The organism is Pedobacter folensis (assembly GCF_056490665.1).
In genome coordinates this window covers 1,108,802-1,133,359 of record NZ_JBWJIF010000002.1, presented here as the reverse complement: position 1 = coordinate 1,133,359, position 24,558 = coordinate 1,108,802, and the positions used below count along the sequence as shown (strand labels likewise).

The following is a 24,558-nucleotide window of genomic DNA, read 5'->3' as shown; positions in this document are numbered from 1 at the left end:
TCATTAGTCGGAAGTCCAAAGTCGATTACGGCCATGGGTTTGGAGCCAGGCGTTTGGAGCCAGGCGTTTAGCGTTGAGTAACCTTTTGAGTTGAGAGCCTGACCCTTAGCATTTAGCGTTTGGAATCGATTAACCAATTTAAATAATTAACCAGTTAACCATTACGCAGGTTTCTACACTATGCCAACCAATAAACGAATGACAAATGAACTAACAAACCCATTCATTATCTTTGCAGGCATGACAATTAGATTAGCCGTAACAGCCGATATTCCGAAAATAATGCACCTGGTAAGTAAAGTTGTACCCTTAATGCGTGCTGCAGGGAATTTCCAGTGGGGAGATGATTATCCGAACCCGGAAGTATTTGCCAGCGATATTACCATCGGTCAGTTATGGGTAGCTGAGCTGGAAGAGCAGGTTGTTGGCGTTTCTGCAATTACTACAGATCAAGATCCCGAGTATGCTGATGCAGGCTGGGACATTAACGAAAAAGCCATTGTTACACACCGTTTAGCAGTAGACCCTGATTGCCAGGGCATGGGTATTGCCAGGGCTTTGATAAACCAGGCCGAGGCGGTAGCAAAAGCTTCGGGTATTTCCATCTTAAGGGTGGATACCAACAGCGAAAATATGGCCACTCAGGCACTTTTCCCGAAGCTCGGCTATCAGTTTAGTGGCGAAATTAGCCTGGCGAAACGGCCTGGGCTCCGTTTCTTTTGTTATCAAAAATTATTGTAAGCATCGGCTTAAACTTTTAACAAAGCACGAAATGCCCTTGCGGCATAATACGATTGTGCACCATTGTGATACACGAATACATGATCGTAGCGGCGATCGCCAAAAAGGGCACCACCTAATTTTCTGATTGCAGGAGGCGTAACAATCCAGCTCGATGTTTTGGTATCGAATTTTCCGAGTTGTTGCAAAAAACGATATTGTTCTTCGGTTAAAATCTCTACACCCATCTCTGCAGCCATATCTATGGCATTATTTTCCGGCTGATGCTCTTTTCTTGATGTTAAACCTTCCAGATCATAACAAATACTTCTGCGTCCTTTAGGACTTTCTGCCGAGCAATCGTAAAATATGTATTCGCCCGTTTTTTTATCGAAATCAACAACATCAGGCTCGCCACCGGTTACTTCCATTTCATCGAGTACCCATAGTTTTTCGGGTTTAGCCTCAAGTTTCGCCTGTACTTTAGCCCATTCAAAACCCTTGTGGCGATTCATGTTTTTTTCAAAACGAACGCTTAAAGTATGGAGCAGTTCTTTGGCCTGCCCGGGTGATAACTCTTTTTTATTGCTATTTATTTTACTCATAAGTTTTATATTTCGGTTAAAAATTCTTTTACATCTTCAATCAACAACCCCTTTCCTGATTTAAAGCGGATGGCGGGACTGCAAACTGCCAGGAACCACAAGCCATTCCTTTTCTAATTTTAAAACGCCAATTTCCATGTGGAGCGCAATGCCTGTACAAAACAGTCAGTTTCTTCCCGTCTTCTGCTTGTACGCTTCGCTGCCTCGTTCCTCGTTGCTGCAGGGTACCGCTTCAACCGCCCGCCTGCTTCGGGCAGGGAGCTAAAGGGCCTACAACAGCAGCTCATTTTTATGGTTGCGGGCGCACAAACCCCTGTTTCTAAACCCGACAGCAGCGGGCATCCAGATTTTTCATCTGGATAAAGCGAATGGCGGGACGGAAAGCCTCCAAGAATTACTGCACAATCATTTCCAAATTTTAACACAAAAACATGTCTCGGCCTATTGGGATTAATCCCCACACACAAACTACTGATTCAGATCGCTGCTTCTATTCCACTTAGAACGACAAAACAGTGGCTCATGATGCCTATGGTAACTTTCAAACATCATGAACGGAGATTGTTAATCATTCAATCCTTTGCCGTTCAGAATGTGGGGCATAAATTTTTCAACCCTGGCCTCACGGGTTTTAGCTTGCTTGGGCGCAGTAAAATGAAGCAAATAAGCTCTCTGACGACCAGGCGTTAAGGCTTCGAATGCAGTTTTCAAATCCGGAATGTGATCCAATTTATATTGAAACTCAGCTGGAATGGCATACTCAGCAGTTTTTTTCAAATCTACTTTCAAACCAGCTCTCTCTACCTCAATAGCTTCCTCAATATAAGCCTTCAAAATGCTTTTCAGCTCTACTATTTCGAGGGTGTTGGTAAAACGTGCCTGTCTGGCCGACTGTACATTTTCGGTTTGCTGAATCAAAATCTCAGCGGTATCATTCAATAAAACGCCTTTAAAAAACAAAAACGCACAGTATTCCTTAAAATCATGGATTAAAACAATATTGCTGTTCTGCCAAGTATAACAGGGTACTCCCCATTTTAATTCTTCGCTAAGCCCACAATCTAATGCAATTGTTCTCAATAACAGCAGTTCTTCCTGCCACTTTTTGGCTTTGTTAAAATAAAAATCAACTTTTGGATTCGTTTTCATGTCGGTCGAATTTGTTTGTTCCTTTGCTTGTTCCTTACTTTCAATTATTTCAGTTACCTGAAATGATTTTTCGATCTGCAGGCCTGAAATACCACGACAATACCGTTAACACAAGTAGTAATAATGGGCCGAAGTAGGCTGAAACACTGGTATCGCCAATAGCCATGTGCGAAAAAACAGCACCAGACATAGCAAAGAAAAAGCCTGCATACGCCCATTCTTTCAGTAAAGTAAATTTAGGAATTAACACCGCAACCACACCCAAAATTTTCCAAATCCCTAATATAGTCAGGAAATAGATTGGGTAACCCAGGTGGGTAAATAATGCTACTTCTTCTTTCATTTTGATCAACTGTACGATTCCTGTTGATAACATGCCTAACGACAGCCACACGGTGGCAATCCAATAGATAATTTTGTTTGTCTTTGTCATGATGGATTATTTTATTTGTTTTACAATGTCTTCTAAACGGCTATGCGCCATGTTAATACCCTTTGCAAAAGGCAGCGATAATATTTGATCCCTTACCGCTACTGATTTGTAAATTACGTGCATGGTGAGTTTACTCCGATCATCGGTCAGTTTTTCGAAGGTTAAAAACTCGAGCTGAACCCCAAAAGGCGTCTGCTCCATTTCGAATGTGCGCGTAATTTTTTCCTCAGGCACAAACTCATGTATTACACCAGTGGCCACAAATGCCAGGTTTCCCTTGGCATCAGATGTTTCGAACTCGTAACTGCCATACTTTTTATTTTCAAGCTTCAATACTTTGGTTCCCATCCATTGTGTGATAATTTCGGGCTCAACGTAAGCCTTAAAAAGCAAGGCTACAGGTAACTCGAATTCTCTTGTCATGATCATTTCCTGTTTGCCACTTTCGGCATCAATTTTTGTTTTCTGCTCCATGTTATGCTATTTGCCTGGTTTGTAGTTTTTCATGATATCTTCCAGTTTATTAAATCTGTCATCCCACATTTTGCGGAATGGCTCAATAAAATCGGCAATTTCTTTCATTTTTTTCGCGTTGGTGTGGTAATGAATTTCCCTTCCATTTTGTTTTTGTTCTAACAACTCGCACTCGGTAAGAATTTGCAGGTGTTTTGAAACAGTTGGCCTTGCCGTGTCGAAATTAGTAGCTATTGCGCCAGCGGTCATCGATTGCGAAGCCACCAGCAACAATATGGCCCTTCTGGTAGGATCGGCAATGGCCTGAAATACATCTCTTCTTAAATTCATTATGTAGCTATTTGACTACAAATATAAATGTAGCTATTTGACTACGCAAATTTTTTAGCATTTTTTTTTGAAATCAGCATTGGTAGTATTTTTGAAGCAGTCCACGTTATCCGCTAATTCCGATAAATCGGAACCGCTACTACTAGGTTTATGAACAAAAGTGTGTGCAAAAAACCACCAAAGGCCCGAATACCTAGTTTACCTTGACCGGGTATCGGTTAACGTTTTCAGAAAAGCAATAAGTTTTGTTTTTTCAGATTTGCTTAATCCCAATGGGTCAGTTCCCAGCGTTTGGTTATCCGGACCTATTTTCCAGCCTGCACCACCGCCATCATTATAAAAATCGACAACCTCTTCTAAGGTTTTAAAAACACCATTATGCATGTAAGGTGCTGTTACTGCAATATTCCTAAGGCTTGGTGTTTTAAAGGAGTGTTTCAGGATATCAATTTTATACCGGTTGTATTTGCCCAGATCAGCATCCAGTTTAGCTGTCTTTTTATCTGCACGATCCGGAACACCGAGTACTTCAGATTCTGATTCAGCAAAATAAGGTGGCGCTACGCCATTAAATAAAGGTACGTAATGGCAGGTGCCACATTTTGCCTTACCCATATAAATGTTAAATCCCGCCTTTTCTGATTCAGAAAGCGCCTTTTCATTGCCTTTCATATATTGGTCGAACCTGCTATTTAAGCTCACCAAAGAGCGGATATAAGAAGCCAGGGCATTGGTTATATTATCGACCAAAATAGATTTAGCATCAGGGTAAGCGTTATTGAACAATCTGGCATATTCGCTGTCCTTATTCAATAACAGCACAGCTTTATCCAAAGAGCCCCCCATTTCGGTGGCATTATGCACTACATCAAAAACCTGCTCTTCTAAAAACACCGCTCTCGAGTCGTAAAATTGTTTGGGTTGGAAAGCCGCATTAAGCAACGTTGGGGCATTACGGGCCGTAGTTGATTTCTGATCAAACGCAATACTTTTAGGCAAAGCATCTGTAAAAGCCATGGCGGGGTTATGACATGAAGCACAGGAAACCCGGTTATTTCCTGAAAGGATTGGATCAAAAAAGAGTTTTTTGCCGAGTTCTATTTTTTTAGGCGAAGGCGCGGATGCTACATTCAGTCCGAAAATAGCGGGATCGAAACTATCCATGGCAAACAGCGAAGCTGCGTTGGTATTAATGCGCTCAGATCTTTGTTGTAATACAATGCCCAATTGTTTTTGAAATGCCAAAAAAGAACCTGATAATGGGTTGGCGAAGTTTTTAATAAATAACAGCCTGTCGAATTTATTGAAATTATCATTCTGCTTTAAATAATCCCTGGATAGCTGAAGTTTTGAAAGTAAATTATTTTTTGCCTGGTTTTCGGGCTTGTTGCTATCAAAAAACGATACACATGCTGACAAACCACTTAAAACTGCGCCGGCCTCTGGCAAAGAATGATAGGCAACCGGTGAATCAAAACCACTTATACCTTGTGCAATGATGCGGTAAATTTCATAACGCATGGCTTCGAAAATATATTGATCCTGAAAGCCTAATGGATATTGCTGATTAAGAATTTTCAGGAAATTCTCTTTCAACAACTCAATATTCTTAATGAGTGCTACCGCTTCTTCAGGCTTGAAATCTGGAAATATCATTTCCTCAATCACCTGATAACCTTCGGGATCCAGGGTTTTTAAAGAATTTTCGCCATCGCTAAAAGGTAAAGCCGGTCCATTAATCTGCCTGGCCAGATAAGGATAATAATACTCGGTTAAAAACTCAATTTTTTTAAACTGAAGCCTGCTATTTCTGAATGAGTTTTGAATACTTTTAGCATCCCCTGTTTTTACGGCCAACGTTAAATCGTCTAACGATTGAATAACATCCTTTAAACCCGCTTTAAAAAAATATTCGGTTTGAGCATGCGCCGTGCGCACATCATCCTTTTTTACGGCATAGATATTACACAGGCTTACAAAAGCCGCCACAACCAGGAGTATTCTAATTTTCATTACTCATATAAAGGTTATAAATTTAATTTTATAAGTTTATAAATACTAAAAACAGTTAATAATCAATACAAAAAAGTTAATATGCGGTTTATTATTAGACAAATACTGATGTAATTTTATTCTTCACCTAATCCTAACAAAAACTAAACATAATTAAAATGATCAAAACTTACCTAATTCCCTTAGGGCTTAGTAGGTTTGTAATGTCATTAAACAAACAGCTGTTTCCGCTCTATGAAAAAAATCTACTTTAGTTACCTGGTATTGGCAATATTGTCGTTAATCTTTAGCGCAAAATTGCAGGCACAAATTACCACTTTCATCCCATTTGGTGCTAACTGGAATTATTTAGACAATGGAACTGATCAGGGCACGGCCTGGCGCAGTGCCTATACCGAAACCTGGAGTAGTGGTAGTGCGCCGTTAGGCTATCCAACCAATAAACCCGTTACCACTACGGTGAGTTATGGCTCCAACGCCAGCAATAAACCTGTTACCACTTATTTCCGCAAGAAAATAAATATTGCCAATGTTTCGCTTTATAACAACATTGTTGGCACGGTTAAACGCGATGACGGCGTGGTTGTTTATGTTAATGGTACTGAAGTATATAGAAATAACGTGGGTACCGGCACCGTTACCTATACTACACTTGCTCCGGTATATTTAGAATATACGGATCTGCTCACATTTAAAGTACCTAAAAGCCTTCTGAATAATGGCGACAATTATATAGCGGTTGAGATCCATCAGCAAAGTGTGAGCAGCAGCGATATTTATTTTGACCTCGAACTTAAAAACATTCCTGAAAGCAATATTTTACCTTATGGTTCTGCATGGAAATACCTGGATAATGGTACCGATCAGGCGGCTGCCTGGAGAAGTAACAGTTTTGACGATACCAGCTGGACCACCAACACGGCAGCTTTTGGTTACTCGGCAAGTAACTTAACCACAACCGTAAGTTATGGAGGCACTTCAAGCGCAAAATACATCACTACCTATTTCCGCAAGAAAATAAATGTATCAGACATTAACAACTATGCTAAATTTAATGCCAGCATAAAAAGAGACGACGGCGCCATTGTGTACGTAAATGGCACTGAAGTATATAGAAATAATATCGCAGCAGGAACAGTTAATTACACCACCCTGGCTAGTCTTGGAGACGATGGCGCAAGCCCGCAATCCTTTACCATTCCGGCTTCAGCCTTTGTTACCGGCGATAACTACATTGCAGTAGAGGTTCACCAGCAAAGTGCTAGTAGCAGCGATATCTTTTTTGACATGGAGATAAAAGGTGAGTATAAACCTAGCGGGATACCGCCATTGTTAATTGCTTCTTCTCCGGCTGATGATCTAACAAATGTTGCAACCAGCAGCAATATATCCTTAACCTTTGATCAGAATGTGGTTAAAGGAACAGGTAATATTATCCTTAAAAATGGTGGAATTGTATTGCAAACCATCGATGTAAATTCGACGGCTGTTAGTATTTCGGGCAGTGTTGTAACCATTAATCCGGCAGATTTTCCATTTAATGCGGCGATTAACCTGGAGATGCCAAAAGGTGTTTTTCTGGCTACTTCGGGCAGCAAACCAACAGATGCCATTATAGATTCGAAAACTTATAATTTTGGCGTTGTCTCGCAACAAACAGAACCGCTTACCTTTTTCCCTTTTGGTACATCATGGAAATACCTCGATAATGGCTCTAACCAATCGAACCTGTGGACCTCTGTAAATTACAATGATCTGGCCTGGCCTGGAGGCCCGGCACCTTTAGGTTATGCCAGTAGTGGCGTATTAACAACAGTTGGTTTTGGCGGTAATTCATCCAGTAAGTATGCAACAACCTATTTTAGAAAAACATTTTCTATTCACAATCCTTCGCAATACCTGCAAATTACCGGAAGAATTAAAAAGGATGATGGAGCAATTGTTTATGTTAATGGAACAGAAGTATACCGGGGCAATTTACCCACTGGCACGGTTTCTTATACTACACTGGCTTCTGCTTTAGGAAATAATACCACTATTAACGAGTTTCTGATTGATCCTGTTTTGTTAAAAGATGGGTTAAATACAATTGCGGTTGAAATTCATCAGCAAAGCATCAGTAGCAGCGATATTTTTTTCGACATGGAACTTAAGGGTTCTACCCTACCACCGGCGCCCGCTATAACACGGGGACCGTATTTACAAATGGGTGGGCAGAATAGTGCCACTTTAAGGTGGAGAACAAACATCGCTACCGACACAAAGGTTGCATATGGTACTGCACAAAATAGCTTAACCAGTAGTGCCAGCAATGCTACGTTAACCAAAGAGCACGAAATTAGTATTACCAACCTCACTGCCGATACCAAATATTTTTATAGTGTGGGCACCGGAACTACGGTTTTAGAAACCGGGGCTAATAATTACCTGCGTACAGCGCCATTGGCCAATACAACCAGAAAAATCAGGGTTGCCGCTTTTGGAGATTGCGGAAATAATTCGACCAACCAAAAGAATACAAAAAATGCATTGTTGAACTATTTGGGCAGCAATCCGACAGACGTGTGGTTGCTGTTAGGCGATAATGCTTATGAAAGTGGCCAGGATGCGGAATACCAGACCGGTTTTTTTGATATCTATAAAGATGATCTGTTAAAGAATGTATACCTGTATCCATCGCCAGGCAATCACGATTATGCCAACAGCGGTAGCAGACAGGACGACCATAACATTCCTTACCTGAGCAATTTTACCATGCCGAAAAACGGAGAATTGGGTGGAGTAGCCTCAGGCAAGAAAGAATATTATTCCTTTGATTATGGCGATATTCACTTTGTGGCACTCGATGCCTATGGACAAGAGGACAACAAACGTTTTTACGATGCCGGAAGTACGCAGGCTGCATGGTTAACCAGCGACCTGGCGGCCAACCAGAAAAAGTGGACCATCGCCTTTTTTCACCACCCGCCTTATACCAAAGGCAGCCATAATTCTGATACAGAGAGTGATTTAGTTGCGATTAGACAAAATCTAATTCAAATACTGGAAAACAAAGGCGTAGACCTGGTTATTAATGGCCATAGCCATGTATATGAAAGATCATTGCTATTGAAAAACAATTATGGATTGTCCAGCACTTACTCTGCAACCAACCATGCGGTAAGCACCTCTTCTGGCAGATATGATGGCACAACTAATTCTGGCCCTTATATTACCACATCGGCCAAAAATCAACATGGTACCGTTTATGTCGTATCTGGCTCTTCAGGCAAGGTTGGAGGTCAGGCCAATGGTTATCCACTTTCTTTTATGCAGTATTCGAACAATACCGTTGGAGGCAGTTTCGAGTTTGAGGTTGAAGGAAACAGGCTTGATGCTAAATTTATCATGGCCAACAATACCGTTGCAGATCAGTTTACCATCATGAAAGATGTAAACAAAACAACAAACATCACTATTGAGCAAGGTCAGCCGGCAACACTAACCGCATCATGGATAGGTAATTACAAATGGAATACCGGCGAAACAACAAAATCGTTAATTGTAAACCCAACCGTAGGGCAACATACTTATACGGTAACCGACAATATTGGCGGTACCACCTACCTCACCGATACCTATAACATTACGGTGGTAGCCAATACATCACCACAAGCCCTTGGCAAGTTGAGTACAAAAATGTTAAGTAATTCGGTAAAACTTTCGTGGAATACCACCAGCGAGCAAAATACCTCCCATTTTGATGTACTAAGGGCCGATGAGCAAAAGAAATTTCAGGTTATTGGAAAAGTAAATGCGAAAGGAAATTCGGATGTTAACCTGAATTACAGCTTTGTCGATTTAGCACCTTTGGCTGGCAATAATTATTATCAGGTTATAAAACAAGAGGTTGATGGCAAAAAGCAAAATTCGAATTTAGCCATCGCCAGCAATGCAGAAAACAGCCTCAACTTTAATATTAAACAGGTATCGAAACAAGAAACAACCCTAAGCATTTTTGTAGCCAACAACACCAAAACCAAAATAGATGTAGTTGGTTTAACTGGCCGTCGGTTGGGAACAGTTTCTAAAGAACTGGAAAAAGGTTACAATACTGTAGTTATCCCAGCAAATTTAGAGTTAGGCGTAAATATAATCAGTGTAACCACTGACAGAAACAAGCTCAGCAAAAAAATTGTTTATACCGGACAATAGCAAAACATGTACGATTATAGCTGTCAATCGGAAAAAACCAGCAAATAACGTATCTTGTATGGGGTAATTATCAATCAGTGTTTATGGACATGCTTCAAGAACTCGCTATACAAATAGAGCTTCATTCGGTAGCAGGTATAGAAGCATGTTTTAAAAAGGGCGTAAATCCCAATAGCCTTTTCAAAGGAGAACCATTGATTTACGAATTAACTAGCGAATACACCCGCAGCCCCAGGTTTAGCAACTGCGTAAAAACCTTTGTTAATTATGGTTTGGAATTTGACGATCCCATACTATTGTCGGTGCTGCTGGATGATGCAGAAATTTTGGATGCTCAACTAAAAAGCAATCCCGATGCACTGAATAACCGGTATACATTGCGATGCGCATACACGCCCTTTTTTGAAGTAACGTTATTGCATATCTGCGCAGAATTTAATCATGTTGCCTGTGCCAAAGTACTGGTAAAACATGGCCTGGATGTTAATGTACCGGCCGGAACCAACCCTGAAGGATTTGGCGGACAAAGTCCAATCTTCCATACGGTTAACCAAAATGGTGATCAATCTGCCGATATGCGAAATCACCTGCTCGAACAATCTGCAAATCTGGAAATGACCGTTGCGGGTTTGATTTGGGGTGAAGGTTATGATTGGGAGACGCTTATTCCATCCGTAAATCCAATCAGTTATGCAATGATGGGGCTATTACCCCAAATGCACCGAAACCAAATGGTAATTGCAAAAGTAATTACTCAATTGATGGAAAAGCGATACGGAATAAATTATACTCCACAAAATATTCCCAATAAGTATTTGGGCTAACCGTTAAACTTTTATAAAAAAACCGCAAAAGGAAATATACAGGATAAATTTCCTTTTGCGGTAAATAGATGCAATACTTAGTTATTTTTTTTCGCTACAATTAATTGTGCACTATGTGGTGGCAAATCATTAATTACATACTCTTTTTCAAAAGTACCAATGGCTTTGCCTGTCCATTTATTGCTTAAAGTGTATTTTCCAGCAGGTAGTTTAATTTTACGACTAACCGGGGCATCACTTGCATTAAACACCGCGTATTCAATACGATCTTTAAAATTAATCGTACCTACTTCAAATTTTTCGTTTTCAAATCTGGCTGATTTTCCTGTTGGAGGAATCATTTTTTTAAGTATTGCCAGTCTTTCTGGCTTAATCGTAGTCAGATCATCGCCACTTAACAACATACCGCCTGAGGCATACACGGTTGTTGCGTGATATAGAAATTCATTTTCGGGCAATACAACTTTCTTGGTTACGGAAGCATTACCGCCTTGATCCATTACATCTTCGGCACTATTGTCCGTTAAGAGAATACAATCAGGATCGTTCCACCATAACCTTCCGTTCTGCCAGCCTCTAAGCAGGTTTTCTCTTCCAATATTCCTAAACGATTTCCAATCGCGCCAGGTATCCATAGAACTTCTTGATCCATGAATTAAACCCAACGAACCCCATATCGGGTGGTTACAGCCCAATATAAAGGCATTACCAGCGCCCTTAAGTATAGCTTCCATGCCCCTGCGATAAGCCTCAATTCTGGTTGCCTTTTTATCATAATGTACGCCACCATGAATAGCACCCCAATAGTTGGCATCGAGTTTAAAATAGGTAACGCCCCATTTTTCGCGCATGGTTTTAAAAAGTTCGGTAAAATATTGCTGAACTTCCGGGTGTGTACCATCCAATACATACCATGGTCCTAAACGCCAGCCGCCAAAACCAATTTTATCAGAACGTAAGGATTTGCCAGCTTCGTCCTTAACAAACCAATCGGGGTGTTTTTTGAACAATTCAGATTGCGGACTGGCCACAAATGGTGCTACCCAGATGGCTGGTTCCAGACCTTTATTTTTAATATCATGCAGTACCTGAGCAACATCACCACCAAAAGCTTTTCCTTTTTCCAGCCAATCGCCCATCAAAGGCTGATAGCCATCATCAATCTGTATGTATTTTAACTGTGGCAGATTTTTGGCAATCCAGTTGGTATTATCTGATACATTTTTGGCTGTAACTGCTGGTCCGAAGCAGTACCAGGAACACCAGCCCATTGGCACAGGATCGTGTTTTAACCGTGGATGGTGTTTAGAAATAGCTTCTGTTAAACGGTCATAGTTTTTCTCCCTGTCCTTACTGGTGGTAGCCAAAAACTCTTCCAGGTTCCAGGTTTCGCCGGGTTGTAACAACAGGTTTTCGCAATCGAGCGAAATACGAAGGCGTTTGGCATCGAAAGAAAATCTGGATATAAACCTGTTACAAGATGTGGTAGCCAGTAAGACTCTGCTATTTTCAGGTAATTGCAGGGTTAACATACCATAAGCTGTACGTAAATTTTCAGGTTCAGGGATTTTATAGTGGCTTCTGTCATTATAGGTCCCCCAATCTTCGGGTTTTCCCAGTGTACCGCCTATCTGTTGTAATTTCTGAAAACCTTCGCCATATATTTTGGTGGTATCGGCCAGTTGATGCTGAAGATCGAATACGATTACTTCTTTTACCTGTAACGGTTTGTCTGATGTATTTTTAACGGAAAGTGCACATAAATCGCCACTCCATTTCCGATTTACCACGAGTGCATCAGCCACTGTACCATCAGTTAGGATAACTTTGGCCGGTGCATCTTTTAAATGTTGTATAAATTCGTTGTTATCAACACTACAAGACAGACTAAATACTCCAAAAGCGGTGAAAAGGATGAGGCTTGCTAAATATTTTTTCATCTAATAATAATTAAGTTTTAATTTAAACTTAGAACTGTTTTTTTAATCAATTTCTTATTCCACTACCATCCAGGTGTTCCCATTTGCAGGTATTGTAACTTCAATTAGTGCCATACCATCTTTATCAACCGCTACAGGTTTCGCTAGTCTGCCTTCTATACTGATGTTTGCGCTGTTACTTATCCCTGTATAATAAAGCGGGAGTTTAATCGCTGTTGTAATCGGTATATCAAGCGGATTGTACAATATAGCAAAACCTTTTTCCTTTTTTGCCAAAGGATCTGCATGTAATATTCCATCCCAGTCGCGACCCGTTGGCCTGCGCAAATGAATGATATCTGCATTTAAAATATCCCTGTATTTTTTATAGTGGCTAATATTTTCTTTCACCAGGTTTTTGGTGGCTTCGGTATCGTATAGGCGGTTGCCACGGTAACAAGCCTGCACACCGCTGCCATAGTTTTGCTGCATGTGGGCAGCATATTCTTTAAGATGTTCGGAAAGGGGCTCGAGCGTAGCTGCTGCACCACCACCCTGATATTCGGTAAGTGGCACAAAGGTCCAGCCCATAGAGGGGGTGCGTACCCAGGTACCATCATATAAATTTTGGCGCCCCAAGATAATTTGCTCTGCCCTGGGCAGCGACCAGTTTACTTCCCTATAACCGATGCCGGTTTTATTAGCGCCGTTAAGCATATAAAAATCGGGCGTATTCAGGTAAATATCCTTCGCCAGCATCCACTGATAAAGACCTGTTGATTGTTTCCACTGGTTCCATTGCGAATCGAAATAGTCTTTGTGGCCCGGGTGGTCTTTTGAAGCACAAAAATCACCGGGATAAGGTCCATCATGCTCCAGTAAATCAAAACCTGTATATTCAAAAAATTGCTGAATTTTTTTCAGATAGCTGATTCCCCACTGGCTACCGAGACAGGGCGCATTGTTAAAAGTAGTGCCGCCGGGTTTACCTGTTTTTAAATTAATGACATCATTCTGCGGATCGATGCTACGACTTGAAAACAATGAGTAACCGCCTATTTCGATGCCTTTGCTGTGCGCATAATCTGCAAGCATTTTATATTTATCGAGGTTTTCTTTTGATACATTTTCCATATTTAAGCCGCTGCCAAAACTAAGAATGATCATTTCATACCCCGTGGCTACACATTGATCTACAGCATCTTTAACCACTTCCGGTTTGGTAGAAGTGAGGTGCATGAAGATGGGGTTTTCGGTAACCCAGGGTGCCAGCGCACGATACATTTTGCGGCGGCTTAGGGTATTGCGCTCCCGATCCGTGCCATCCATCAGCAGGGTATAAGTGTTAAATCCCTGCCAGCGCTGACCGTTTTGCAAAACCTGAGAAGGGCCATTTTTGGGGATGCTTTTAACAACACAGGGGGTTTGTAATAAGTAATTCACCTGTGAGGTATAGGCACTGTCGCGCTCCCAGCTAATCGACTGATCGCTTTCATCATAGATCATACCTCCAAAAGCGTAATCGTTTTCTATATAAAAATTGGGTTTGCTCCAACCGGCGCCAGGACTCGGTACCGATACAAAATTTTCTTTTTCGGGATAAGCAATGATTTCACCCACAAAATGATTTACCTTAATTTCTTTACCACTGTTATTGGTAACAGATATGGTTTTAGTTACCAAAGGAAGATTGTCGTAAATTTTATGGTGCACTTTTACCACTACCCCTTTTTTATCAGGATGTGTGAAAGAAAGTATCAATTCTTTACCGGTTGCTTCCCACTGCGTAACAGGCAGCCATCTTTTGGCTTTCCATTGCAGCAAGGGTTGTATGGCCTGTATAGTGATATCGCTTAATTGAAAAGACCCAGCCGGGCTGTACATATCCTTTAACCAGTCGTGGAGTAAATAACCACGGTTTACTTGGCCTGCAAGACCGCCTATTTCGTAAGTTTCTCCATCTATCGTAACCACGGCTTCTGGCTGTACAGCACGAATAAACTCCTCTCCTGTTACCAGGTTTTTTAAACTTGTTGTAGCGGCATTTGGCGAGATGGTAATGGTGCGGCTTGCCAGGCCATTACTGATTATAATTTCGTTATGACCTATCCGCTGTATTTTCGCCTTTTCAGCAGGTTTTTGGATCAACCAATCTGTTTTAGCTACTTCGGCTACATAGTTTGGTAATTTTTGCAATGCTGATGCCAGGGGCTTAGTTAAAACGTTGAGATTATTTTTTGCATTATAATTTTCGTTAACCAATTGGGGCACAAAACCCGGGCTTGTGGTAACGTAAGCATTTACCCAATTGGCTACATCTCCACTAATGCCATCGCCGGCATCGCTAACGGTAAAATTTAAGATCGCTATCCCTGAAATATCAACATCAATGTGTTTGGCTTGATCTCCCTGTTTCATTACTCCGCTGGACCATATTTTCTTTCCATCGCCAATAAGGGTAAAAACAACACTACCTGGTGCAATTTCCTGCAGTGAAGTACCAATGCCGATCAATACTTTTTTACCGATAATGTTAGCTGATTGATAAAAAACCTTGATGCCATCGGTACGGGCAATCGATTCGATATTAGGTGCATTCAGGTTGCGGTTAGCGCGATCATCCACACCAACATCGGCTATAAATTTCAAGCCTTTTTTACCCACATCAAGAAAGCCGGAAGAGGGTGCCTGCACACTAATCCCCTCATTGTATTTTTTACCGGCAATAACCATGGCTTTGCCCAGCATAGATTGATTTACCATTGGCGAAAACACCTCTTGCTTAATTAAACCGGTATTCATTTTGGCTAAAGCATATTTCTGGGCATAACCTTTTACAAAAGGGCAAACCATTAAAAAAAGCAATACTATTTTATATCTTATTTTACTCATTATCATTTGGTTATATTAAAATAGCATAAATATGATCTATTTTAATTTTAAATATTTTAGCAACCTTACGATGTGTACGCATCGTAAGGCATTTTAATATTATTCGCTATTCAGCTAATTTATTGTAAGGGATCAAAAGTACCTCCATCCCAGCCCTTGGTTTGCTGCAGGTTAGGATTTTTTTGCAAATGGCTTTGCGGAATGGCATAGAAATAGTACTCATCTTTAAAGTTGATGGTGTTGGTTAAATCTATTGGAAGCTCTGTTTCCTTAAAATAATCGAAATAGTTTGTTTTTAGATTAATCGTTCCAGTGGCATAGGCTGTGAAAAAATCTTGGGGTTTACCATCGAATTTAATCAAGGTAGCATCGTAACCGGTGCGTTTTTTCCCATTCAGTAACGATGCATATAACCTGCGCCGTCTAAGGTCCTGCTCTCTTTTACCTTCAAAGGCAAATTCTAACAGGCGTTCATCTAAAATGGCCTTACGCATTTCGGTCTGGGTCATCCCTGCTTTTAAGCCATACAGATTATTGGCAGCAGCATCTATACCGGCACGCTTTCTGATTGCAGTAAGCATATCGTAACCAATTTGAATGTTACCAATTTCGTTTGCTGTTTCAGCATAGTTGAGCATTACCTCGGCAAATCTTATTTCAATCCAATCTGTACCACTTGTAGAAGCCTCAAAAGGTTTATAGGCTTCAAAAATTCCTTTTCTACTATAAAAGCTGGTACCGGTTCCACCTTGTGCTTCGGCACCTTTAAACGTCCACTGGGTTCGGCCAGCCTTACCAGATAATTCCCAAATATCGCCATTATGCACTACCGTTGTTGCAAAACGCGGATCTCTGTTTACCCAGTAGGCTTTAGGATCGTATCCAGAATTAGGATCGGTTATCGGCAAACCGTTTTTCATCGGAAATGCATTGACCAATTGCAGTGTTGGTTGATCACCACCTGTAAAGTTCTGCGACTCCTCCAAAGGCCTTACTGAGGCATCGCGGGTTTGAAAACGACCAGGATTATTGAAACGGGTAACCAGTATGGCTTCCTTATTTCCATTACCCTCAATAAACCACAGACCGGCAAAACTAGGCATTAATGCTGCACCTTGCTGGGTCAAAACATCCATAGCGGCTTTATTGGCATCAAAGGCGGTTTGCCATCTGGTTTGCTGTTGCACTGGGGTAAATTGTTCTGAAGCATAATGTAACAATACACGTCCTTTAAAAGCCAAAGCCGCACCTTTTGTGATCCTGCCTTCATCGTCAGTAGCCCATGAAACAGGCAATAACGTACTGGCTTCATCTAAATCTTTTGTAATTTGAGCTATACATTCTGATGTTTTATTTCTTTTTACATTTAAATCCTCTTCTAACGACTGAGGAGTGAGCACCAAAGGCACCCCACCATAACGGCTTACCATTTGGAAATACACCCAGGCCCTTAAAAACAATGCCTGGCCTCTTAATTTATTTTTATCATTTTGCTGATAGGGCGTGGTTGGCAATTTCTGCAAAAGCAGGTTAATGCTTCTAATAATATCGTAAGCCTTATAAGTAGTCCAAAAATCAACAGAGTTAATGGTTAGCTGTCCATACATTACACCGCCGCCGCCGCCAGCCTCATCTGAATTATGATTTAGCGGATCGGGCCAGCCCGGTAATGTGCTAAAATAAATGTTGTTTAAAAATTGTGTGGTGAGGGTAACATCAGTCCAAACCAAATCTTCAGGTATAGCCCCTAAGTCGCGTTTATCCAATACCTTCTTACAGCTTTGCAAAGCAACAAGCACCATCAAAAAGCCTGTAATAAGCGCTAGCCTATTTATTTTATATATTGATACTCTATTCATAACGTATTTAATAATAGGTTTATAATGTAACATTTACACCAAAAGTATAATTTCGGTTAAGCGGATAGGCCAACATTGATTGTGCTTCGGGATCGTAATATTTGGTTTTGTTTTTGAACAGGAACAGATTTGATCCATTCAAAAAGAACCTAATATCTTTAAAGCCTATTTTGTTAATGACTTTAGCTGGCAAGGCATAGCCTAAATTGATATTTTTTAAACGGATAAATGAAGCATTATCTAGCCAAAAGGTTGATGCGCTACCACTCCCTCCCTGATCAGAATACAGCGGATAGGCAGCATTAGGATTATCTGGTGTCCAGTGGTCTTTCCAAAATTCGGCACTCCCTGCCTCTGGGGATACATATTGTGCATTGTTTAATGCAGGTCTTATTTTGTAAAAATTACCTGTACCTTGTATCAATACATCAATACTGAACGATTTCCAGTTGGCACCCAAAGTTAAACCATAGGTGGACGGTGGGGTTGAATATTTACCAATAAATTCCTGGTCGTTACCATCAATTTTCCCATCTGGGGCATCGCTGGTCGCTCCTCTTATATCTTTAAAGTTCAACATACCCAAGCGAGGGGTTGCCCCGTTAATGGTATAACCGGCCGGTAGTGCATTAAGATCGGCCTGGGTGCGGATAATATCAGTAGCGATAAGCCCCGTAATACCGCCTGTAGGCCTGCCAATCAGATTTTGATAAGCTCTTGTACCCGGAGCCTGATTAATACGCACCTGTTTATTTACCGCATAACTGTAATTAATCCCTGCATTTAGACTGAGGTTATCATTAACTGCTTTTTTATAGTTAAGGGCAAATTCGTAACCACTTGATTCCATTACTCCAAAATTGATCAACGGATAGAATGCGCCCCAGGTTGTAGGAACACTAGCGCCAACATCACCTAGAATATCGGTTCTCTTGTTCATAAAACGGGCTGCAGATAACGTTGTACTGTTATTGAATAAAGTGGCATCAAAACCAAAATCTATCGAACGTTTCTTTTCCCAGGTTATATCCGCATTTGGGTAGGTACCTAAAGCAATTCCATTGTTCACATTACCACCAAAAATGGGACCTGCGGCAGCCTTACGATAATATTGTGCCCATTGCAGGTTGGTTATTCTGTTTCCGTTAACATCTAAGGGTTCAGCCCCGGTAAAGCCTAATGATGCCCTGAATTTAAGATCGTTCACAAACTTTACATTATCTTTAAAGAAGGTTTCATCGCTAATACGCCAGCCCACAGAAACTGATGGAAAAAAAGCATAACGGTTAGTAGGTATAAAATACCTCGACCCTTCGTAGCGCATGCCCGCCTCCAATAAATATTTACCCGCATAGTTGTAGCCTAAACGTACAAAACTGCCCAAACGGCCATCATCAAATTCATTGCCACCTAAACTGTAATATAAAGGATTGCTACTGGCCAGGTTTAACTGATCGAGATCGCGATTGAGCACAAATTGATTTTGGGCATAAAAATTATCGTTATTGGTTTCGCTCTGCTCATAAACAGCAGTAGCCGATATGTTATGCTTTCCAAAAGATTTGTCATAGTTGATGTAAAAATTCAACTGATAAAAACTTGATGCATTATAAACCTCCTGTAGGGTATTGCCATCATTCCTGGTTTGGGTTTGGCTAAAGTCTATCTGATCGCCTACTAAATGGTTCTTAGAACCCGCTTTATTAAAAATATAGAGCTTGTAAGGCTGATTTAATAATTTTCTAAAATCATGGCGTGTATAATTAGCGAAGGTGGCACGTAATTTTAAACCATCAACCAATGATGATAAGTTGTAGTTCACATCTACCAAAGCCTGATAATTACTCCATTTTTTGCGGTTATAACCAGTGTTGCCATTTATCACCTCTCCCGGGTGCCATTTCATAAAATTACCAACAGGATAATCTTTTCCATTTACATTAATATAATCGGGGGCCATTCTACCACGGGTAAGCAAACCCTGATATAAGTTGGGCATATCATCATTATCGTTATCATATAACCAAAATGGTTTTTGATCATTTCTAATGTCGGTTGTTAAGTTGAGTGCAATATTTAAATCTTTGGTAATATTGGCATCCACCTTTGCCCTGATGTTATATTTCTGATAATCCACATTATCAAAAGAACCTGTTCCCTTGTAATAAGAACCGCTTACAAAATAATTTACCTTATCACTGGCACCTGAAATGTTTAACGTGGTACGGTATTCAGTTGGTCTTTTATAATATTTCTCCACCAAATTCACATCATTATTTTTCCAGTATTCCAACTCATCTGGTGCGTAATATCTTGCATCAGTGAGGTAGGCATTAGGATCAAGATTGCTATACCTTAGATAATCGTTCGAATAGATGGCTTCATCATAAGCACTTAAGGTTTTTGGTTGGATCGTAGCCTCACTGATACCATAACTGGAAATAAGATTGATTTTTGGTGGGCCAGTAACACCTTTCCTCGTGGTAACTACAACCACACCATTTGCTCCACGTACACCATATGCCGCAGCAGATGCGCCATCTTTCAATACTGAAATATTTTCGACCTCAGAGGCATCTAAACCATCAAACGCAAACTGGTCTGAAATAACACCATCAATTACGAAAAGCGGTGGCTGCGATGGGCCAAAGCCATCAAATGCCCTTACCCTGATGCTTGATGCCTTCCCGGGTTTACCTCCACTTTGGGTAACCACCAAACCAGGCATACGCCCAGCCAGGCTCTGAGAGAGCGTAGCATTTGGTACTTCTACCACCTGTTTGGCATCAATTGCGCTTACACTTTGCAACAGGTTTCTTTTTGAACTTTTCCCATAACCTACTACAACTACATCGTTTAGCTCATTACTACTTTCTAACTGCACTATTAATGAAGATTGCTCTGCCTCTTTAAGTGTGAAATTATCAATCGTTTTAGATTTGTACCCTACAAACGATACCGTAATGAGGTAGGGTGTTTTTGCATTAAGATTTGCAATCGCAAATTTCCCTTCGTTATTGGTTTGTGCAGTTTTCTTCTGGTCGGTACTTTTGGAAGAGATTACTACCGTTGCACCAACCATTGGAGCTCCTTTTTCATCTTTTACAACACCAATAACTTCTGCATTTTGTGCTTTTGCTATGCCCCAGGCACAGGTTAGCAACATAAACAACAACATGCGCTGCGTAATTTTTTTCAACATTGTTTGGTTCTTTATTTGGTTTTTTAGGGCAATAGGTTCCTCTCCAGCATAAAATTGCTGGTTAAATTAAAGAGCGGTAATGGCTGTTTTATTTTTTGACCAGATACCTTTTGCCTGATTTTGTTAGTTTGAGTTTGTTTAATTCTGTAATTTCTGCCAATATGCTGTCCAATGGTTTTTGCAGATAAATTGTTCCGGTAAAAAACTTGTCGTCAACATCCTCGCCTATAAAGCTGATACTTACTTTATAGTGGTTTTCAAGTTTGCTAAAAACTTCTTTAAGTGGTGCCTGGCTTAGGTTTATCGCAACCGTTTTTTCTACAGGTTTAGCACTTTTACCGTTCGATACCGTTAACAGGTTATTCAATTTATCAATACTTAATATATCCCCTGGTTTAAGGATACTGCTAAATACCGGTGTTTGAAGATCGGAACCTATATTTTTTACCCAAACTTTTCCCGTGTGCAGTTCAACCTTTACGGTGGTGCTGTTTTTGGCTGCAGTTATGGTAAACGAGGTACCCAGCGCTGTAGTAGAAACGCCGTTTGCATACACCACAAAAGGATGTTTTTTATCCTTTGTTACCTTGAAGTAAGCTTTTCCAGTTAGGTATACTTCTCTTTTCTCCTGAACAAAAGGTTGGGTGTAGCGAACTTCTGCTCCTGGATAAACCTTAACTTCTGAGCCATCTGGCAATTCTATTTTTTCAAAGCTATTGGCATAGTTAACAGTCGATTTCCAATCGATTACGTGTTCTTTCTGGTTCTGTTTTTTTTCATTTAATACGAGTTTAGGTTTAGGTTGATGCGGAGCCTGGTTAAAGTACCATAAGCCTATCGCCATAAAAATAACCGCTGCTGCTGCAACATTGATTAACCATTGCTTTACCCTGAGTTTTGGAAAGGTTTTTGCCTTTATCTGATCGAAAAGCTGATCGCTCTTTTCTGGTGATAATGCTGCCTCACCTATGCTATCCCACTCATTTTGCGTCAGTAAATGGTCCGGAAACTCATCTATCTGCGCTAAAAAAGCGTTTACTGCAAATTTTTCTTCCGGGGTACACTGGCCTTTAAAATGTCTATCCAGCAACTGATCGGTTATATTCATATACCTAATACGATTGAATGTGGGGATTACCCGTAATCAATAAAAAATATTTTTTTTAGGCCAAATTATAGGCTAATGAAACAATAATGGCTGCACCCGCATAACCGCCTAATTGTTTTAAAGCTAAGGAGATGTGTTTCTCTACCGTTCGGGGAGAAATAGAGAGCTGCTCTGCAATTTCGTTATAAGAATAACCTTCGATCCTACTCAGTATAAACACCTTTTTACGTGTTGGAGGCAACTGGTTTAAAACAGCTTCCAGTTGCTGGTTGGTTTCATAATCAGATGATGGGGCATATAATTCGGTTATATTATCCTGATAAAAGGATTTCAATTTCCTTTCTTCCGTTGCAAGTTTTTTAAAATGATCAAGCAAAGTAGTTTTTGCAATCCGGAATAATTGAGTATCCAAAGTAAGATCCGGGGTCAAAGTATGCCTAAAACGCCACATTTTAATAAAAGCAAGCTGTGTAAGCTCATCAGCCAATTCTTTAGAGGCTGTTTTCTTATTAAAGTAGGCATAGACTTTTTTGTGACTTAGTTTAAATACTATTTCAAAAGCTATCTGATCACCTTCAATGATATGTTGAATGTATGCATCCATTAAGATTTTAAATAGTTTGATATTTGGTAAGCGAAATATATGCTTTATTTATCTGTTTGACAAGGATTAACAAGCCGGACCGTGTTAAAAGTCTTCACCAGAATCATTAAACAGTTATTACTAAAACTTTGTATATATTTGAATGAAGATAGAAAGACGTTTTCAAAACAGACCGGTGTCTTGGATAGTATTAATTTAGAGGTTAAATTTAGCCTCCAAAAAATTGCCCAGCGTTACCAGTAAGCATCAACCGCTGTTTAAGTACTGGAGTAAACATTTTGAAAGCTTTGTATGTGATATGCAAAATCTAAGCACCTATAATCAATAACCTATTACAAACATTTACGATTCTAACTGGTATTATTTTGGATTTAATATTAGCCATAAAAAGAGGAGATGAGGTTGCTTTCGAACTTGCCTATAAACAATGGAGAAGCAAAGGCTACTATTATTTTTTGCGTAAAACTAATTCTGAAGAAGATGCCAAAGATTTGCTTCAAAGTACATTTTTAAAACTCTGGCAATACCGGAACTCGGTAAATATCGATTTTTCTTTAGACCAGCAGTTATTTCACATTGCCAGAACAGTACTTATAGACCATATACGTAAAGCGAATAAACAGGAGGAAATCAATTCCACCGTCAATACAGCTACCGAAAAAAAGAGTCTGGAAAATTTGCAGTCAATGGCGTTTGATACCAAAGGCCAGATCGAGCACATTTTAAACAACATGCCCGAATTACGAAAAAAGGTTTTTGAATTACATAAATTAGAAGGTTACAGCTATAAAGAAATTGCCAATAAGTTAGGTATCTCTGAAAAATCGGTAGATAACCATTTAACCAAAGCACTCAGAAAACTCCGTAAGGAATTCCCACTCCCTTTGTTTCTGATTTTTCTACTCTTAAAATAATTTTTTTCAAAAAAATTAAATCAGCGAAGGACTTTTAACTTCTCCCACGTATTACCATATAACAACCCAAAGAATATGCATGTTACAAATGACTTAATTGAGAAATTTTTCTTAAAAAAGTGCAGTCAACCAGAAGCTCAGCATGTTGTTGCCTACTTAAATAATCATCCTGAAGTGTTGGATAAATACTTAAGCAAAAGTGAATGGGACCAGGAAATTATTAATGACGACAAAACAGCGCTATTCTGGGATGAAATCTGGGCTGAAATTAAGCCCAGTCAAACGATTATTAAACGCAAAACTTTATTTATAAAGTACGCGGTAGCTGCATCTGTTATTGCTGCGTTGGTTGTATTTACCCTAAGTTATTTGCCAAAAACTCCTGAATCGAAAAAACAAGAATATCATGCAAAAGTTTCTAAGCACAGCGTGATACAGAATAACAGTAAAATGGTTAAGAAACTTACACTAGCTGATGGCTCTACTGTTGAATTACAAGCCAATGCGAAAATTGAATATGATGAACCATTTCAACGCCGCCGCGATATTTCTTTAGAGGGAGAAGCACTTTTTAAGGTGGCTAAAGATAAAACAAAGCCATTTACGGTATATAGCAGTCATATTTCTACAACTGCTTTAGGTACCCAGTTTAGTATTAAATCAAACCCGAACAGTGCTCAAATTGTGGTTCACTTATACGAAGGTAAGGTAGTGGTAAAATCGACAGTGAATAAAATTGCCAGAAAGTTCTATTTATACCCTGGAGATGAGTTAACCTATAATAAAACCACTAGTACTGCAAGTATTAAGCATCGGATGGGCAATCACAAGAAGGAACAAAACCATTTACTTGTTTTTGATAAAGAACCACTGTCTGATGTTTTTGATCAGCTTGCCAATAAATATAATGTGCATATCCAATACGCCAACAATGATTTTGAACACATGTACTACATAGGAACTTTTGACAAAACAGATTCTATTCAACACATCTTGATGAACATTGTAAAGTTAAACGGACTTACGCTCTTCAAAAGCGGAGATAATGAATATGTTATTGAAAAGAAACCATAATAAGCTAAAAAAACACATAAAAATACCCCAAGTAACTAAATCCCTAACCACCAAACCGTACAAACATGAAAAGAATTACAATAAGCTAATGCAACGTAGCATCATGCTTAACTAAGCAACTAATCTAACTAAAAACTAGTCGTTGCCCTAATCAACCTGTTGTGTAGGGTATCCTATTTTATTCAATAACAAATCGCTAACGGATAGTGCAGGGATTGTTATGTCCAAAAAACCAAATATTAAT

The 24,558-nt window shown here is 39.9% G+C and carries 17 protein-coding genes; 5 read left to right on the top strand and 12 right to left on the bottom strand.

Annotated elements, in window-relative coordinates; genetic code table 11:
* Positions 1-240: 240 nt before the first annotated feature.
* Positions 241-741, top strand: coding sequence for a GNAT family N-acetyltransferase (locus AC04QZ_RS13495; protein WP_478358170.1), 501 nt, complete (start codon positions 241-243; stop codon positions 739-741).
* 8 nt (positions 742-749) lie between these two features.
* Here the strand turns inward: AC04QZ_RS13495 and AC04QZ_RS13490 are convergent, their stop codons facing one another.
* The 6 genes from AC04QZ_RS13490 to AC04QZ_RS13465 all read right to left on the bottom strand — a co-directional run bounded on the left by AC04QZ_RS13490 (position 750) and on the right by AC04QZ_RS13465 (position 5,724).
* Positions 750-1,325 (bottom strand): DUF4256 domain-containing protein, encoded by a 576-nt coding sequence (locus tag AC04QZ_RS13490; RefSeq protein WP_478358169.1) that lies wholly within the window; start codon positions 1,323-1,325, stop codon positions 750-752.
* Positions 1,326-1,889: 564 nt separating this feature from the next.
* Positions 1,890-2,474, bottom strand: coding sequence for a YdeI/OmpD-associated family protein (locus tag AC04QZ_RS13485; protein WP_478358168.1), 585 nt, complete (start codon positions 2,472-2,474; stop codon positions 1,890-1,892).
* 49 nt (positions 2,475-2,523) lie between these two features.
* Positions 2,524-2,907: a DoxX family protein gene (locus tag AC04QZ_RS13480; RefSeq protein ID WP_478358167.1), complete on the bottom strand. Its 384-nt coding sequence runs from the start codon at positions 2,905-2,907 to the stop codon at positions 2,524-2,526.
* Between the two features lie 6 nt (positions 2,908-2,913).
* On the bottom strand, positions 2,914-3,381 hold the full coding sequence (locus AC04QZ_RS13475) for an SRPBCC domain-containing protein (RefSeq protein ID WP_478358166.1): 468 nt from the start codon (positions 3,379-3,381) through the stop codon (positions 2,914-2,916).
* 6 nt (positions 3,382-3,387) lie between these two features.
* On the bottom strand, positions 3,388-3,711 hold the full coding sequence (locus AC04QZ_RS13470) for an ArsR/SmtB family transcription factor (RefSeq protein ID WP_086549015.1): 324 nt from the start codon (positions 3,709-3,711) through the stop codon (positions 3,388-3,390).
* 198 nt (positions 3,712-3,909) lie between these two features.
* The gene (locus tag AC04QZ_RS13465; RefSeq protein ID WP_478358165.1) at positions 3,910-5,724 is read right to left on the bottom strand and encodes a cytochrome c peroxidase; all 1,815 of its coding nucleotides are present in this window, start codon (positions 5,722-5,724) and stop codon (positions 3,910-3,912) included.
* Positions 5,725-5,958: 234 nt separating this feature from the next.
* Here AC04QZ_RS13465 and AC04QZ_RS13460 point away from each other — a divergent pair, with 234 nt between their 5' ends.
* Together AC04QZ_RS13460 and AC04QZ_RS13455 are read left to right on the top strand one after the other, a co-directional pair.
* Positions 5,959-9,918 (top strand): metallophosphoesterase, encoded by a 3,960-nt coding sequence (locus AC04QZ_RS13460; protein ID WP_478358164.1) that lies wholly within the window; start codon positions 5,959-5,961, stop codon positions 9,916-9,918.
* 83 nt (positions 9,919-10,001) lie between these two features.
* Entirely contained in the window at positions 10,002-10,742 is a 741-nt protein-coding gene (locus AC04QZ_RS13455; protein WP_478358163.1) for an ankyrin repeat domain-containing protein, read from the top strand.
* A gap of 77 nt (positions 10,743-10,819) precedes the next feature.
* Here the strand turns inward: AC04QZ_RS13455 and AC04QZ_RS13450 are convergent, their stop codons facing one another.
* The 6 genes from AC04QZ_RS13450 to AC04QZ_RS13425 all read right to left on the bottom strand — a co-directional run bounded on the left by AC04QZ_RS13450 (position 10,820) and on the right by AC04QZ_RS13425 (position 22,326).
* Positions 10,820-12,682, bottom strand: coding sequence for a glycoside hydrolase family 36 protein (locus AC04QZ_RS13450; protein ID WP_478358162.1), 1,863 nt, complete (start codon positions 12,680-12,682; stop codon positions 10,820-10,822).
* A 54-nt stretch (positions 12,683-12,736) separates the two neighbouring features.
* Complete coding sequence (locus AC04QZ_RS13445; protein ID WP_478358161.1) at positions 12,737-15,553, bottom strand: NPCBM/NEW2 domain-containing protein; 2,817 nt, start codon at positions 15,551-15,553, stop codon at positions 12,737-12,739.
* Between the two features lie 119 nt (positions 15,554-15,672).
* A complete protein-coding gene (locus AC04QZ_RS13440) occupies positions 15,673-17,412 on the bottom strand; it encodes a RagB/SusD family nutrient uptake outer membrane protein (protein WP_478358160.1) in 1,740 nt (579 codons plus the stop codon).
* A 19-nt stretch (positions 17,413-17,431) separates the two neighbouring features.
* Positions 17,432-20,614, bottom strand: a complete 3,183-nt coding sequence (locus AC04QZ_RS13435) for a SusC/RagA family TonB-linked outer membrane protein (protein WP_478358159.1) — start codon at positions 20,612-20,614, stop codon at positions 17,432-17,434.
* An 88-nt stretch (positions 20,615-20,702) separates the two neighbouring features.
* Positions 20,703-21,722 (bottom strand): FecR family protein, encoded by a 1,020-nt coding sequence (locus AC04QZ_RS13430; protein WP_478358158.1) that lies wholly within the window; start codon positions 21,720-21,722, stop codon positions 20,703-20,705.
* A gap of 55 nt (positions 21,723-21,777) precedes the next feature.
* Positions 21,778-22,326 carry an RNA polymerase sigma factor gene (locus AC04QZ_RS13425; RefSeq protein WP_478358157.1) on the bottom strand — a complete coding sequence of 183 codons (549 nt, stop codon included), beginning with the start codon at positions 22,324-22,326 and terminating at the stop codon, positions 21,778-21,780.
* A 365-nt stretch (positions 22,327-22,691) separates the two neighbouring features.
* On the opposite strand from AC04QZ_RS13425, the gene AC04QZ_RS13420 reads away from it, so the two are divergent.
* Positions 22,692-23,240: an RNA polymerase sigma factor gene (locus AC04QZ_RS13420; RefSeq protein ID WP_478358156.1), complete on the top strand. Its 549-nt coding sequence runs from the start codon at positions 22,692-22,694 to the stop codon at positions 23,238-23,240.
* A gap of 75 nt (positions 23,241-23,315) precedes the next feature.
* Positions 23,316-24,314, top strand: a complete 999-nt coding sequence (locus AC04QZ_RS13415) for a FecR family protein (RefSeq protein WP_478358155.1) — start codon at positions 23,316-23,318, stop codon at positions 24,312-24,314.
* Positions 24,315-24,558: the final 244 nt, after the last annotated feature.